Raw genomic sequence first — 13,453 nt, forward strand, 5'->3', positions numbered from 1 at the left:
CTATGTCTCGCGCTACAACATCAGCAGGCCTCACAGCTATAACGACTACAGGTCGCCGGTCGTGAAGGAAAGGTTGGCGGCGTGAACCGTAATCGGTGTCCAAGATTACTTGACCAGTTCAAACCGACGGATAATCAGCTGTCCTGAGGGGAGGTGTTCGGTCGATTCTGCTGGAAAAGTCGGTTCGCCCAAAACGCTTGAATACTGATGGGCAAAAACACCGCTTTTTGCGTGCTTTTGCATGAAATCACGAGTCGTGAACGTTCTGCCCAAAGCACAGATTTCTATTTCAGGCGCGAACTTTTCTGCCATCGGAACCGAAGCCGACTTTTTCAACAAAATTGGTGAAAATCAGCCGGCCAAAAACGTATAGGAAATCAGGAGCGATTCACTCCCTCAGAGGGCACAACCTCAGTTAGACACTTTTTACGAAGCTGTTCATCGATGGAAGCTGAGAGCTGATGCATGTCGTTGAGCACCTGTTTGGACAGATAAGAGGACGCGAGGCTCAGGTGGCGAGCCTCCAATCCCCGTCGATCAGCCAAGAGAATCTCCAGATAACGATGAAGCTTTTCAGTCGGCGTGGATGCTCTTTGCAGTTGCTTTTTTAAGGTTTCGGTGAAACGGGCCAAGGCAGTCTCATCATCCTCATCATGGTCCTCGATAAAGATCCTTTCGGCCAGTGCGGCCTGGCTGATCCCAAGCTCTTCGAGTTTCTGCCTAATCGTGGTTTGCAACTTCCTGACATCATCCATAACTGTCCCTGTTTGTCCCGTGTGACTGCTTAAAGTCGACCTTGCACCAAGCGTGGTGCTAACTCAAGGAGAACGTCAATGAGCAAGAAAACACCAATGACACCCGAGGCCGCTGCCCGGATTCACAGCGCTGAAGCCATCAAAGATAACGGCAAAGTCAGTACTGACTCGTTCACGAGCCGAGTTCAGAAAACCGTGGCAGAAGTAAAGCCGAAAACAACCAAGTAAAACCAGGGAGAGAAGAGTATGGCTAAGGTTAACGGCAGTATCGGTGGCAGCAAAGGTGGTAGTAGCCAGAGCGCTGGCGGCAAGGGCAGTTCGGGAACAGCCCCTGGTACTGGCTCTCAAGCCGGTAATTGGCCAAGTACAACCGGCAATCCATCTGGCGGAGGACGCGGAAACGCTCCCAGCAAAGGCTGATTGTTGATAACCCGAGCGCTGTAACATCGGCGCTCGGACTAATAACTAACCAGCACTACAGCGCTGAGTTGACACTGTCATGGCTTGCCTGAATTGGGCTGGTGCTTCTTTAAATTTTTTGAAATTTATACTTTTTTGAGCGTGCGTGAGCGCGCAGCTGCACAGTACAAATTTCTGTTCAGCCAGCCGCCAGTATTCAGAGCGCTTCGCACCCTGCACGCAACTTTCGACAAGTGCGTACTCAATTTCAACCGGATAACGGTTCGCCTCAAAAAAATTGTCCAATTGATGGCCAATTACTCCACCTATGGCTAGCGCCCCCACCGTCGGGACCAAAGTGGCCTTAACCACCAGACGGAGTCTACTAAAACTATTTTTGCAGTGTTCGCAGCTAATCGCATCAGTAACATTAAAATCAGTAATCTTGCTGCATTTTGGACATGTAATTTCCACGTTGCGTCCTTGCTCCATCGCTGTTAATTTCACCCTCATCTGGCTTTATCTGACTCGCGCCTAATATCACAACCCTCTTAGCTATGAATCGCACAACATTTTGTAGACACGACAAACTGTTTGTGGCCGATTACTGCCTGTCAAGATTGACTGCCGTCGACACCCAGCAGCCCTTCTCGAGTGACAGCTCGCACCCGAATGGGCACAAACTTATTAACTACCATTAAAAACTTGCCCTTCACTCACCAAATCTATCTATATTTAGAAATATGAACATCATTTTTCTTAAATCCAATCCGACCAGAACTCCACCAAGACAGCAAGGATAACAGTCTTAGCTTGACATAGTCCTTGCATGGAAACGTATTTGACACTACAAACGTTCTTCCGCAATCCAACTGAACACAGTAAGCATACTGCTTTGATTTTAAAGCGTAGTCACCAAGAATTACCCCTCGATACGTTGACTTGGCATGAACGCTTACAGGAAACTCAAAACTTTCATTGACTTTTCCATCGCATATCCTATCTATCCATTCAATTTTCCCGCCAAGCGGGAGATAGCCTATAGAGGATATGAACACCGAAAATGAGCTATCATTATTTATAGAAATGAAATCCGATAGTCCTGACGGCCCTTTATTCAAAGTCAACCTGATGTGGTGAGCATCTTTCTTAAAAGTAAAATACAACGCAACCAAAGAAATACCCAAAGCAAAAATCGAAACCCATTCAGAGACACTCATATACTTCCTAGTCATTCCAAGCAAGCGAGACTCTTCACAGTGACAAAAGTCACTATAAAGCTTTAGCAACTGGCGGATTCTATCTAATACAGTAAGAAAACAGATCCGCTCCCATTTGACTGCATTTCCCTGACTACAGGGAAATGCAAATTTTGCTAAGGCGGCCCGTTATGCAGTCGCTATTTCTTTTGGTGTAAACGTATCACGCGCTACGTTACCAATGGTGTTGGTCGTGTAGGCATCAAAACTCCCGCCAATCAAACCTCCCAGCAGTGGCACGGCTTTGCCGAGATTGATCACGCCTTTTTCGCCAAACTTGGTGAACAACTTGAAGCCTACCTTTTTGTTTATCTCTATCAGAGTCTTACCAGAAATTGACTTCACTGCGTTCATCGCCAGCTTGTTGCCGACGACAATGCCGATGTCTTTCAGCACCTCCTTGGCGGAGTTGGCAGTGAGGCAGGCGAAGACGAGGGTCTTCACCTTGTCATCCTTGACGTCGTAGCCGCCTAGATGGGCGATAGCGGCTATCATGCGAATTTGTACGAAAAGCACACTTGTGATGTTGGCAGGCAACGCGATGGGCAGTGTGATTAATCCACCCAGACCGGTAATGAAGCCTGAGGTAGCCGACTTGGTGTTCTGCCAGCGAATCAGGGAATTAGCTTGATCGAAGGCGAGCCTTTCTTCCTTGGCGTAGCTGGCCGCGAGCTCCTCGGCGGAATCAAGGCCGGTGAATCCATTCACAGATTTTTCGTAGGCCCAATCAAGGACTTGCATTATCTTTTCTTGACTTATCAGTTCCATCTTCAGTCTCAGCACATGAATAATGGCCTTATGATGCCACACCCGTTTGGTTGTGCGCATTACCTTCGTTGGAACAATTTCTCTCCCGTTCCTTACGCTGCTGCGGTTAAGGCAACACTTCACTCACTTAATAACTGCCTACAAATCACGACTGAACACTTGCGAATACTGGTTCGCCAAAGTGTGGAGATTCATGACGTTCTGACCCTAATTACTCCAGCTTTACGGCTGCTATGGCTAGTTGCCAGGCTAATCTGCTTTTAGTCGTCTTAACCTCCTAATCATTCAACTGACCGCTCTTGGCCGATAGTAGTCTGGAGATAGTAGGGATCCCCCCCTCCAACCGCGTCCATCCGTCGCATCCCACCTCCCCGCCCTCCAGCCCCCACCCCACCCGCCGATAACCTAACTATCCACACACATCTCCCGTGTGCCCCCCCTTTCGAGCCCCCACCTAATGAACCCACTCTCCCTCTTCAAAAGCCCCCGGGCCGCTCGTCAAGGCACCACCACGCTCACCTGCACCGCCAACGACCTGGACGCTTCCCTCACCACCCTGCGCATCACCCCCACCCTGATCACCGGTTTCATTTCCCCCCACCTCGACATCGACGCCATCGCCGCCAAGCTCAAACGCCGCTTCCCCCAGTCCACCATCAGCCTCTGCACCACCTCCGGTGAGCTCTGCAACGCACCCAATTCGCTGTATTGCGCCACGGGCGAGCGTTGGGACCGGATCGTCTTGCAGCTGTTCGACGACAGTGTGATCGCCTCCGCCGAAGTCGTGATGGTGCCGCTGGAATGCGAGGACATCCGCAGTGGAGGCAAGCGCATGGGCATGCAGGAGCGCATTGCCAAGTTGGTGAGCAATATCAAGCGGGTGCAGGTGCGTACCTCGATTGATCATCGCGATACGTTGGCGTATGTGGTGTTCGATGGGTTGTCGGCGTCGGAGTCGTTTTTTATGGAGGCGCTGTATGAGTCGGGCCGCTTTCCTTGCCTGTTTGTGGGGGGGTCGGCCGGGGGTAAATCGGATTTCAAGAAGACGCTGATTCATGACGGCCAGCGCAGTTATCAGCACCATGCGCAGATTGTGTTCCTGAAGACGGCGGCGCAGGTGCGGTTTGGGGTGTTCAAGAGCCAGAACTTCAAGCCGGCGGATTTGACCTTCAGTGTGCTGACGGCTTCGGTGGAGGACCGCACGATTGATCAGGTGATCGACAGCGCCGGCAATATCAAGAGCATGGTGCAGGCGCTGTGTGATGCCTTCAGTTGTGCGCCCCAGGCGCTGGAGTCGAAGCTGGCGGATTATTCGTTTGCGATCCGGGTGGGCAGTGAGTTGTTCGTGCGGTCCATTGCGCGCATCGACTTTGAGCAGCAGATCGTGCAGTTGTTTTGCGACGTGGCGCCGGGCGAGGAGTTGGTGATGGTGCGGCGCACCCCCTTGCGTGAGGCGACGCGGTTGGACTACGAGCAATTTTTGCGTGGCAAGGGCGGTGTGCCGGTGGCGGGTATTTTGAATGACTGCATTTTGCGTCGACTCAACAACGCCGCCGAGCTGGGCAGCATGGCCGGGGCGTTTGGGGACGTGCCGCTGGCGGGGTTCTCGACCTTTGGTGAGATTCTGGGGTTGAACCTGAACCAGACGCTGACGGCGATTTTCTTTTTCCGGGTCGCCAAGGGTGCCAGTTTCAGTGATGAGTACGTGGATAATTTCATCGCGCACTATGGCGAGTTCAAGGCGTTTTTCCTACGTCGCCAGGTGAAGAAGCTGGCGGGGTTGAACCATGTGGTGGTCAAGCAGATTGCCGCATTCAAGAACAACGACTTCACCAACACCCTGAATACCCGTGGGCTGGACCGCAATATCCTGCCGGTGTTCGAAGGTCTGGCGGACTTGGGCCTGGTGCTGGCACATGCTGAGCGTCAGCAGGAGGACATCGCTGCGCAGCTCAAGCATTACTCCGGTGAGCTGCATGCGTCGATGGACGACCTGGTGGGCACTATTGATCGGCAAAACAGCGTGTCGGCCCAGGCAGGGGCGACGGTGGAGGGGCTGTCCAGCCAGGCGGATGTTGCCGTTGAAGGCGCGCGGACGCTGGCCGGTTCGAGTTTGCGTATCCAGTCGATTGTGCAGGTGATCCAGCAGATCGCCGGGCAGACCAACCTGCTGGCGCTCAACGCCGCCATCGAAGCGGCGCGCGCGGGTGACCTGGGCCGGGGCTTTGCGGTGGTGGCCGATGAGGTGCGAAAACTGGCGGAGATCACGCGTAAGAATGCGGCGGAAATCGGTGTGGATATCGACCTGCTGTCGAGTGAGATCCAGCGCGTTGCGCAGCAGATTGAAGATCAGTCCACCGGGGTCGGCGCACTGCGCGAGATGCTCGATGCACTGGAGGCCTCCAGCCGCGCCACGGAAGGCACGGCGCAACGCACCAAAACCATTGCGGATACGTTGACCGGGCTGACCCACGCGTAGGCAAGGCAACGGTTCACATCAAGAGGCGGCGCGCACACCTTTCGCTGGCGCGCCGCCACCCTTGACCTTCCTCCTCACCGCCCTCTTCAACCCCGCTTCGGCAGCTTCCAATTTGGCCGCACAAAGTGGCACGTATACCCATTAGGAATCCGCTCCAGATAATCCTGATGCTCCGGCTCCGCTTCCCAAAACGGTCCGGCCGGCTCGATCTCTGTCACCACCCGACCCGGCCACAACTTGGATGCATCGACATCCGCAGCCGTATCTTCAGCGATATCCCGCTGCTGCTCACTCAGGTAATAAATCGCCGAGCGATAACTGGGCCCAAGGTCATTGCCCTGTCGGTTAGCCGTGCTCGGGTCATGGATCTGGAAAAAGAATTCAAGAAGCTGCCGGTAACTGATCACCGCCGGGTCAAACACGATCTCAATCGCTTCGGCATGGTTGCCATGGTTGCGGTAGGTGGCGTTCGGCACATCGCCGCCGGTGTAGCCAACCCGCGTGTACAGCACGCCGGGGTAGCGGCGCAAAAGGTCTTGCATGCCCCAGAAGCAACCGCCGGCAAGAATGGCGGTTTCGGTTTGGTTGGTCATGGTCGGCATTTCCCCTGAGTGGATACAGGGTAGTTATGGGGCTGTGTTGGCCAATACCAAGGGCGGGTTGGGGGGATACCCGGACGAACGGTTTCAGGTAATGATGCACGCCCCGAATCAAGGACGATAACAAAAATGAAAACTGCTTTTCGCGCCCTGTTCCTGCTCTGCCTGGCCACGCCTGCCTTCGCCGACGAACGCTCCGTCGGTTTCACAACCACCACGCTGCCCGCCGCGCAAACCAACCGCGCGCTTGAAATGGTGGTCTGGTACCCCGCCGCCACCACTGTTCAACCCCAGCTGATCGCCGACAACGCGGTCTTCATCGGCGCCCTTGCCGTGCCTGACGCACCACCGGCCAGCGGCGACCATCCGCTGGTCGTGCTCTCCCACGGTTACGGCGGCAATTGGGGCAAACAGGTGTGGCTGGCCAGTGCTTTGGCGCACAAGGGTTACATCGTGGCGGCGGTCAACCACCCCGGCACCACTACCCAGGACCGCAGCCCGCAAAACGCCGCGCAGTTATGGCAACGCCCGGCCGACCTGAGCCGTGCTATCGACGCGGTCCTGGCCCAGCCGAAGCAATTTGGCGCGGTGGCGAAAAACCAGATTGCCGCCGTGGGCCACTCCCTCGGCGGCTGGACCGTGCTGGAAATCGCCGGGGCGCGCTTCGACCCCGACCTGTTTAGTCGCGACTGCGACGTCCACCCCAAACTGGGCGGTTGCATTGGCTACCGGGAGATGAACCCCGCCGGCACACCAGACGGGAAGGCCCAACTGGCGGCGGATTTGCGCGACAAGCGCGTTACCGCCATCGTGTCATTGGACCTGGGCCTGTCGCGCGGTATGACCGACGCCAGCCTGGCCGCACTGCAAGTGCCGACATTGGTGATTGCGGGGGGCGTGCCAACCGAGGATATGGACTTCAATCTGGAGTCCGCCGACTTGGCCAAGCGGCTGCCAGAGGCGTCGACGCAGTACGTGAAGATCGACGATGCCACTCACTTCAGTTTCATGCCGATCTGCAAGCCAGGTGGCATGGCCTTGGTTGAAGAGAGTTCGCCAGGCGATGGCATGATCTGCCGGGATGGTGAGGGCGCTCGGCCGCGAGCGGTGATCCAGCAGCAGGTGATCGCGCTGATCAGCGAATTTTTGCAGCGCACGGCTCACCCCTAAGAGCAACGCCAACAGTCGGAAAAGGCTTTATCAAGCGCCTTATGCTGAAAAGCGCGCAGGGGAACAGCCCGCTTTTTTAAACTGGTATCATCGAGGCCTTTCAAAGGTTGGTAAAAGACATGAATCGCCAGAAAAAACTCCAGCAGCTCTTCAAGGCCAAAGCCAAAAAAGCCAGCGCCAAATTGGCGCCGAAGAAAAAAGATACGTACGTCAGCAAGGCGGACCGGGAAAAGCTGGCGGCTGAAGCCGCTCAGGCGCCAGACATTTCCCCGCGGAGCTGACTCAGCAACCGCTCAACGCGACCTGCGGCCGCTCGCCGGCAAAGAAAAACGGCCGTAACCGCACGCCCACACCATTGCCGATAAACGCCGCCACCAGCCACACCCAACCATGCAGGCTGCCCGAGGCGATGCCGCTGAAGTACGCGCCGATATTGCAGCCGTAGGCCAGACGCGAGCCATAGCCGAGCAACAGGCCGCCGATCACCGCCGCCACCAGCGAGCGCGCCGGGATGTTCAGGCTGGGGGCGAAACGCCCGGCCAGGCCTGCGGCCAACAACGCGCCGAGGACAATGCCGATGTCCATGACGCTGGTGATGTCTTCCCATACCGGCGCGGCGAGGGCCTTGGCATTGCCCGGCATTTGCCAGAACGCCCAGCTGGCCACGTCCACACCCAGACCGCTTGCCACCTTGGCGCCCCACAAGGCGAACGCAGAAGTAATACCCCATGGCCGCCCCGCCAATGCCAGGGTGGCGTAGTTGAGCAGGGCCAGGCCGATGGCGCCCCACACCAGTGGCCATGGCCCACGCAGGAAGCGGCGCACGCCTTGGTGCTCGCTTTTTACGCCCTCTTCCAGCTGACCATGACGGCCCTTCTCCAGGCGCACGGTGATAACCGCAATGAGCGCAAACACAGTCAGGCTCAAGCCCAGCGCCGGCAGCACACCGAAGCTCTTGACGATGGACACCGCCGGGAACGCAGGCAGCGCAAACCACCAGTCAACGTGGTGTGTGGCAATCAACGAACCACAGATGAAGAACAACAACGTCACCAGCATGCGCGCATTACCGCCGCCCACGGTGAACAACGTGCCCGACGCACAACCGCCGCCCAGCTGCATGCCGATCCCGAAGATAAACGCCCCGAACACTACCGACACCCCGGCCGGCGCCACCAGCCCGACCACCGGCTGGCCGAACAAGCTGCCCGCCCCCAACGCGGGGAAGAACAGCAGCACCGCCACCGCCAGCATCACCATCTGCGCACGCAAGCCGGCGCCACGGCGATCATTGATAAACACACGCCAGGCCGAGGTAAAACCGAAGGCCGCATGGTAAAGGGTCAAGCCCAGTGCAGCGCCGACCACCAGTAACAGCACCTGGCGTGAGCCGACACTGTTTTGCAGGAACAGGGCGCCCAGCACCAGGATGATAAAGGCCACCAAAGGCGCGACAGGCTTGCGCGCAGGGGTGAGAGGGAGAGAGGTGCTCATGGGGTATCCCGGGTTGATTGAATGGGTTGATTGCGAGGCGGCGAGTATAACGCCGTGGGGTGATATTCAGTGTGGGAGCTGTCGAGCGTCAGCGAGGCTGCGATGGCGGTGGGTCAGGCAAAGAAAATGCCAGCAATACCGCCACCTTCGTAGCCTCGCTGGGGCTCGACAACTCCCACATTGATCTTCACTGTGGTTGTGAACTGCGCCTGCCACGCAATGCGCCCGGGCACTGTTTAGATCATCCCGCCTTGAGGAGTAAAAAATACCGCCATGAGTTTCCTCGGCACCTTCCGCTCGCTGCGCAGCCCCAATTACCGCATCTGGGCCGCGGGTGCGTTGGTGTCCAATATCGGCACTTGGATGCAACGCACCGCCCAGGACTGGCTGGTACTCACTCAGCTCACCCCGCACAACGCCGCCGCTGTCGGCATCGTCATGTCGTTGCAGTTCGGGCCGCAGTTGCTGCTGTTGCCGTGGACCGGGTTTGCCGCCGACCACTATGACCAGCGCAAGCTGCTGATCGTCACCCAGGCGGTCATGGGCTTGCTGGCGCTGACGCTGGGGGTGTTCACCATCACCGGGTTTGTCGAGCTGTGGCACGTGTATGTGTTCGCGTTCCTGTCCGGCTGCGCGTCGGCGTTCGATGCGCCGGTGCGGCAGATTTTCGTCGCGGAGCTGGTGGCCGAGAAGGACTTGTCCAACGCCATCGCGCTCAATTCCACCTCGTTCAATATGGCGCGCATGATCGGCCCGGCGGTGGCCGGCCTGACCATCGCGTCGGTGGGCACCGGCTGGGCATTCCTGCTCAACGGCAGCAGTTTTTTTGCGGTGCTGGCGTCGTTGTTTTTCCTGCGGGTGTCGGGGCAGCACGCCAAGGTTCGCGCCCTGCGCACCAAGGGCAGCCTCACCGAGGGCTTGCGCTATGTGTGGGCGCGGCCGGACTTGAAGGCGATCCTGCTGATGCTGTTTCTGATCGGCACCTTCGGCATGAACTTTCCGATTTTCATCTCGACCATGGCGGTCCGCGTGTTCGATACCGATGCGCGCGGCTATGGCCTGTTGTCTTCGACGTTGGCCATCGGCACCATCGCCGGCGCCCTGATCGCGGCTGGCCGTGAACGACCGCAGTTCAGGTCACTGCTCAACGGCGCGGCGATCTTCGGGATCGGCTGCACGTTGGCGGCCCTGGCGCCGAACTACTGGCTGTTTGCCGTGGCGCTGGTGATCATCGGCGTGGGCGCCATGACCTTCAGCAACACCACCAACAGCCTGATGCAACTCACCACCGAGCCGGCCATGCGCGGCCGGGTGATCGCCCTGCGTGTCGGCGTGGCCCTGGGCGGCACGCCGATCGGCGCGCCTATCGTCGGCTGGGTGGCCGACCACCTCGGGCCGCGCTGGGCGCTGGGGGTCGGCGCCGTGTCGGGCATCCTGGCGGTGGGTGTGGCGCTCTATACCCTCAAGCGCCAGATGGATCGGCCCGCGTCGATCACGTCCGCCCCACCGACCCGGAAACCGGAAGATTCCCCAACAACTTGAGCCCGGTGCTCTTCACGAAGGTGTCGTAGTCCATCGGCTTCTGGATGCGCGTCTCAGCATTGGGCAGCACATACGCCCAGGCGCGCCGGGACGAGGCGTCGTACACCAGCTTGAACAAGCGCGTCGGCACCCAGACCTTGTTTTTACCGATGGTGCTGTAGCCGGCGTCGAACAGCGGGCCGGTAAACACGTACACATCGCCGCCGGAGCGCTGGGCAAACTTGCGCACGTCGGCCTCGACCTTGCTCCAGATCTTGCGGTTGTTGGTGGGGTCTTGCGGCACCATGTTCGACAGCGCGAAGGATTGAGCCATGGCATGGGCGTTGGGTGCATCGGCGGCCGGGGCCTGGTGGCCACGGTCCACGGCCGGGTGCTGGCTGCGGTAGTCGCTCAGCTCGGCGCGCCCGGCCTTGGGGATGCGTGGGTCGGGGTAGAACTGGTTGGTGCGCTCCTCGCCTTTTGCGTCTTTCAACTGCGTGGCATTCAGGCGTTCAACCACCACCAGCGGGGTCTTGCTGGTTTGCGAGTACAGCACCGCGAAGGTGTCGGAGCACAGGGCCAAGGGCTTCATCGACGCCGGGACGGTGGCCATGTTGATCGGGGTGGTGGCGGGAAAGAGTTGGGCGCAACCGTCAAACGAACTGCGTTGCTGCGTGGGGGTGTAGGGATTGGCCAGGCTGCGTGCGTCTACAGCGGTGGAGAGTAAAACGAGGGCCGACAGCCCGACTGCAATCTTGCGTAGGTACATGCGTTAGATCTTATGGTGAGGGTAAACGGACGAGCGCGAATGTTCGTGCGGGGCGTATGGACCCTGATATGCCGGTTTGGTGCCGCAAGGCTCACGGATAAGGTTGAACCTCTCCTACACGCCAGGGCTCAGAACCCTACATCCTAGGGAGAATTGTATGACCCAGACCGCACTCGTCGTGGGCGCCAGCGGCATCGTTGGCAGCGCCACCACCCAGTTACTGCTCGATAACCAGTGGCAGGTTGCCGCGCTGTCCCGTAGCCCGTCCCAGATACCCGGCGTGATCCCGGTAGCCGCCGACTTGCAAGACCCGGCCTCAGTACAGCAGGCACTGGCCGAGTTGAAACCCACCCATGTGTTCATCACCACCTGGTCGCGCCAGGCCACGGAAGCCGAGAACATCCGCGTCAACGCCGCCATGGTGCGCAACGTGCTGGACGCCGTGCGCCCCGCCGGCACGGTGCAGCATGTGGCCCTGGTGACCGGTTTGAAGCACTACCTCGGCCCGTTCGAAAACTATGGCAAGGGCAGCCTGCCGCAGACCCCGTTCCGCGAAGAACAAGGCCGCCTGGACGTGGAGAATTTCTACTACGCCCAAGAGGACGAAGTGTTCGCTGCGGCCGAGAAAGACGGCTTCACCTGGAGCGTGCACCGCCCGCACACCGTCACGGGCGTGGCCGTGGGCAATGCGATGAACATGGCGACCACCCTCGCCGTCTACGCCAGCGTGTGCAAACACACCGGGCGCCCGTTTGTGTTCCCAGGTTCGCGTGTGCAGTGGGACAGCCTCACCGACATGACCGATGCCCGGCAACTGGCCCAACAACAGCTATGGGCAGCGACCACACCGGCGGCGGCGAACCAGGCGTTCAACATCACCAATGGCGATGTGTTTCGCTGGCAATGGATGTGGGGGCAAATCGCCGATTACTTCGGCCTCACCCCGGCAGACTTCCCCGCCCAGCCCTGCCCGCTTGAGCAGCAGATGGCCGATGACCAGTCCGCCTGGAGCCAGATGGTTGCGCAGCATGGGTTGAAAGAAGCCGACATCAGCCGGCTCGTCTCGCCGTGGCACACCGATGCCGACCTGGGGCGGCCGATCGAGGTGGTCACGGACATGTCCAAAAGCCGCCAGCTGGGTTTCACCGCTTACCAGGCCAGCGACCAGGCGTTTTTCGCGGTGTTCGATCAGTTGCGCACCGCGCGGTTGATCCCTTAGCTCGACAGGGGCAGCCTCACCACAAACTCGCTGCCCTTGCCATGCCCCTCACTCTTGCCCGTCACCGTGCCGCCATGGGCTTCGACCAGTTCGCGCACCACGGTCAAACCAATGCCCAGGCCGGCACTGTTGAAACCGATGGCGTGGGCGTCTTGCACATAAGGATCAAAAATGAACGGCAAGGCCTTGGCGGTCACGCCGATGCCGTTGTCGGCAATGCTGATCCTGAGCTGTCCGGCCTCTGCGGTCACCACCATCGCAATGGTGCCGCCCACCTGGGTGTACTTGGCCGCGTTGCCCAGCAGGTTGTGCAGGATCTGCGCGAGCCGTACAGGGTCGCCGTCCACGGTCAGGACGGCGTCGGGCAGCGCCACGTCGAATTGCTGTTTGCGGCTGATCATCACCGGGCTGCAGGCATCGACGGCAGCATTCAGGATACGCAGCATGTCCACCTCGCGGCGGTGAATACGCAGTTTGCCGGTGCTGGCGCGTGAGACATCCAACAGGTCGTCGACCAATTGGGAAATATGCTGCACCTGGCCTTCGATCAACTCGCGCATGCGCGGCAGTTGGTCGCTGGGCAGCCGCACCATGCGCTCGGCAATCAGGCTGATCGGCGTCAGCGGGTTGCGCAGCTCGTGGGCGACCATCGCCAGGATGCTTTTTTGCTGGCCCAAAGCCTGCTCCGCCGTGGCCTGCAGGTCCTGGGCGCTGAGTGCGGCGATCACCAACTGCGCGTTCGCTTCGCGCAGCGCCTGAAACAGCGGCTGATCCTCGACCTGGGGGGCCGCAACCGCGTCGGATTGCGCCAGGAGTATCGCCAACACTAACTGCTGGTTGGCCTCGATCAGTTGCTCGACGTGCTGGGAATCCTCCAAACGGCTGTTGGCGTCGTCCAGCTGTTGCTGCAGCGCGGCCAATACCGCGCGGGCTTCAACGGTTTTCTGGCCGAGCAGGAAGAGTTCGTGGGCAGCATTGGCCACCTTACGCTCCTCCTCTCCGGGCGTATTACTCATGGGTC

General features: G+C 58.8%; 13 protein-coding genes and 2 pseudogenes. 7 read left to right on the forward strand and 8 right to left on the reverse strand.

The genetic code is table 11. The features are described from left to right. Positions 1–377 precede the first annotated feature (377 nt). Complete coding sequence (locus tag QCBJ_RS26645) at positions 378–755, reverse strand: hypothetical protein (protein WP_102061921.1); 378 nt, start codon at positions 753–755, stop codon at positions 378–380. 78 nt (positions 756–833) lie between these two features. Between QCBJ_RS26645 and QCBJ_RS30245 the strand changes: the two genes are divergently transcribed. Further along, positions 834–983 carry a hypothetical protein gene (locus tag QCBJ_RS30245; protein WP_177410687.1) on the forward strand — a complete coding sequence of 50 codons (150 nt, stop codon included), beginning with the start codon at positions 834–836 and terminating at the stop codon, positions 981–983. Between the two features lie 237 nt (positions 984–1,220). Here the strand turns inward: QCBJ_RS30245 and QCBJ_RS30095 are convergent, their stop codons facing one another. The 3 genes from QCBJ_RS30095 to QCBJ_RS26655 form a co-directional block, all read right to left on the reverse strand. Then, entirely contained in the window at positions 1,221–1,628 is a 408-nt protein-coding gene (locus QCBJ_RS30095; RefSeq protein WP_145994248.1) for a hypothetical protein, read from the reverse strand. Positions 1,629–1,879: 251 nt separating this feature from the next. Further along, positions 1,880–2,374, reverse strand: a complete 495-nt coding sequence (locus QCBJ_RS30100; RefSeq protein ID WP_145994249.1) for a hypothetical protein — start codon at positions 2,372–2,374, stop codon at positions 1,880–1,882. A 168-nt stretch (positions 2,375–2,542) separates the two neighbouring features. After that, positions 2,543–3,304 carry an EcsC family protein gene (locus QCBJ_RS26655; RefSeq protein ID WP_256581569.1) on the reverse strand — a complete coding sequence of 254 codons (762 nt, stop codon included), beginning with the start codon at positions 3,302–3,304 and terminating at the stop codon, positions 2,543–2,545. Positions 3,305–3,638: 334 nt separating this feature from the next. Between QCBJ_RS26655 and QCBJ_RS30865 the strand changes: the two are divergent. Next, positions 3,639–4,793, forward strand: a pseudogene (locus QCBJ_RS30865) (FIST signal transduction protein); the annotation flags it as partial. A gap of 507 nt (positions 4,794–5,300) precedes the next feature. Then, a pseudogene (locus tag QCBJ_RS30870) lies at positions 5,301–5,660 on the forward strand (methyl-accepting chemotaxis protein); the annotation flags it as partial. An 86-nt stretch (positions 5,661–5,746) separates the two neighbouring features. On the opposite strand, the gene msrA reads toward QCBJ_RS30870, so the two are convergent. Then, positions 5,747–6,253 carry a peptide-methionine (S)-S-oxide reductase MsrA gene (gene msrA / locus QCBJ_RS26665; protein ID WP_102061924.1) on the reverse strand — a complete coding sequence of 169 codons (507 nt, stop codon included), beginning with the start codon at positions 6,251–6,253 and terminating at the stop codon, positions 5,747–5,749. Between the two features lie 135 nt (positions 6,254–6,388). Between msrA and QCBJ_RS26670 the strand changes: the two genes are divergently transcribed. Further along, the gene (locus tag QCBJ_RS26670; RefSeq protein WP_093541100.1) at positions 6,389–7,429 is read left to right on the forward strand and encodes an alpha/beta fold hydrolase; all 1,041 of its coding nucleotides are present in this window, start codon (positions 6,389–6,391) and stop codon (positions 7,427–7,429) included. Between the two features lie 119 nt (positions 7,430–7,548). Then, positions 7,549–7,710, forward strand: coding sequence for a DUF2986 domain-containing protein (locus tag QCBJ_RS26675; protein WP_102061925.1), 162 nt, complete (start codon positions 7,549–7,551; stop codon positions 7,708–7,710). A 1-nt stretch (position 7,711) separates the two neighbouring features. Here QCBJ_RS26675 and QCBJ_RS26680 read toward each other — a convergent pair whose 3' ends face one another. Next, positions 7,712–8,923 (reverse strand): YeeE/YedE family protein, encoded by a 1,212-nt coding sequence (locus QCBJ_RS26680; protein WP_093541098.1) that lies wholly within the window; start codon positions 8,921–8,923, stop codon positions 7,712–7,714. A gap of 273 nt (positions 8,924–9,196) precedes the next feature. Between QCBJ_RS26680 and QCBJ_RS26685 the strand changes: the two genes are divergently transcribed. Then, positions 9,197–10,465: an MFS transporter gene (locus QCBJ_RS26685; RefSeq protein WP_015885057.1), complete on the forward strand. Its 1,269-nt coding sequence runs from the start codon at positions 9,197–9,199 to the stop codon at positions 10,463–10,465. Here the strand turns inward: QCBJ_RS26685 and QCBJ_RS26690 are convergent. Further along, positions 10,416–11,213, reverse strand: a complete 798-nt coding sequence (locus QCBJ_RS26690; protein WP_015885058.1) for a DNA/RNA non-specific endonuclease — start codon at positions 11,211–11,213, stop codon at positions 10,416–10,418. The genes QCBJ_RS26685 and QCBJ_RS26690 overlap by 50 nt on opposite strands. 157 nt (positions 11,214–11,370) lie before the next feature. Between QCBJ_RS26690 and QCBJ_RS26695 the strand changes: the two genes are divergently transcribed. Then, positions 11,371–12,432: an SDR family oxidoreductase gene (locus QCBJ_RS26695; protein WP_102061926.1), complete on the forward strand. Its 1,062-nt coding sequence runs from the start codon at positions 11,371–11,373 to the stop codon at positions 12,430–12,432. On the opposite strand, the gene QCBJ_RS26700 is transcribed toward QCBJ_RS26695, so the two are convergent. Beyond that, complete coding sequence (locus tag QCBJ_RS26700) at positions 12,429–13,448, reverse strand: HAMP domain-containing sensor histidine kinase (RefSeq protein WP_102061927.1); 1,020 nt, start codon at positions 13,446–13,448, stop codon at positions 12,429–12,431. The genes QCBJ_RS26695 and QCBJ_RS26700 overlap by 4 nt on opposite strands. Positions 13,449–13,453: the final 5 nt, after the last annotated feature.

Origin of the sequence: Pseudomonas sp. QC2 (genome assembly GCF_002859085.1) — a bacterium.
Classification (GTDB): Bacteria; Pseudomonadota; Gammaproteobacteria; order Pseudomonadales; family Pseudomonadaceae; genus Aquipseudomonas; species Aquipseudomonas petroselini.

Excerpts from the sequence above, each read along its gene's own strand:
- QCBJ_RS26645 (WP_102061921.1), bottom strand. The coding sequence starts at position 755 with ATGGATGATGTCAGGAAGTTGCAAACCACGATTAGGCAGAAACTCGAA.
- QCBJ_RS30245 (WP_177410687.1), top strand. The coding sequence starts at position 834 with ATGAGCAAGAAAACACCAATGACACCCGAGGCCGCTGCCCGGATTCAC.
- QCBJ_RS30100 (WP_145994249.1), bottom strand. The coding sequence starts at position 2,374 with ATGAGTGTCTCTGAATGGGTTTCGATTTTTGCTTTGGGTATTTCTTTG.
- msrA (WP_102061924.1), bottom strand. The coding sequence starts at position 6,253 with ATGACCAACCAAACCGAAACCGCCATTCTTGCCGGCGGTTGCTTCTGG.
- QCBJ_RS26670 (WP_093541100.1), top strand. The coding sequence starts at position 6,389 with ATGAAAACTGCTTTTCGCGCCCTGTTCCTGCTCTGCCTGGCCACGCCT.
- QCBJ_RS26675 (WP_102061925.1), top strand. The coding sequence starts at position 7,549 with ATGAATCGCCAGAAAAAACTCCAGCAGCTCTTCAAGGCCAAAGCCAAA.
- QCBJ_RS26680 (WP_093541098.1), bottom strand. The coding sequence starts at position 8,923 with ATGAGCACCTCTCTCCCTCTCACCCCTGCGCGCAAGCCTGTCGCGCCT.
- QCBJ_RS26685 (WP_015885057.1), top strand. The coding sequence starts at position 9,197 with ATGAGTTTCCTCGGCACCTTCCGCTCGCTGCGCAGCCCCAATTACCGC.
- QCBJ_RS26690 (WP_015885058.1), bottom strand. The coding sequence starts at position 11,213 with ATGTACCTACGCAAGATTGCAGTCGGGCTGTCGGCCCTCGTTTTACTC.
- QCBJ_RS26695 (WP_102061926.1), top strand. The coding sequence starts at position 11,371 with ATGACCCAGACCGCACTCGTCGTGGGCGCCAGCGGCATCGTTGGCAGC.
- QCBJ_RS26700 (WP_102061927.1), bottom strand. The coding sequence starts at position 13,448 with ATGAGTAATACGCCCGGAGAGGAGGAGCGTAAGGTGGCCAATGCTGCC.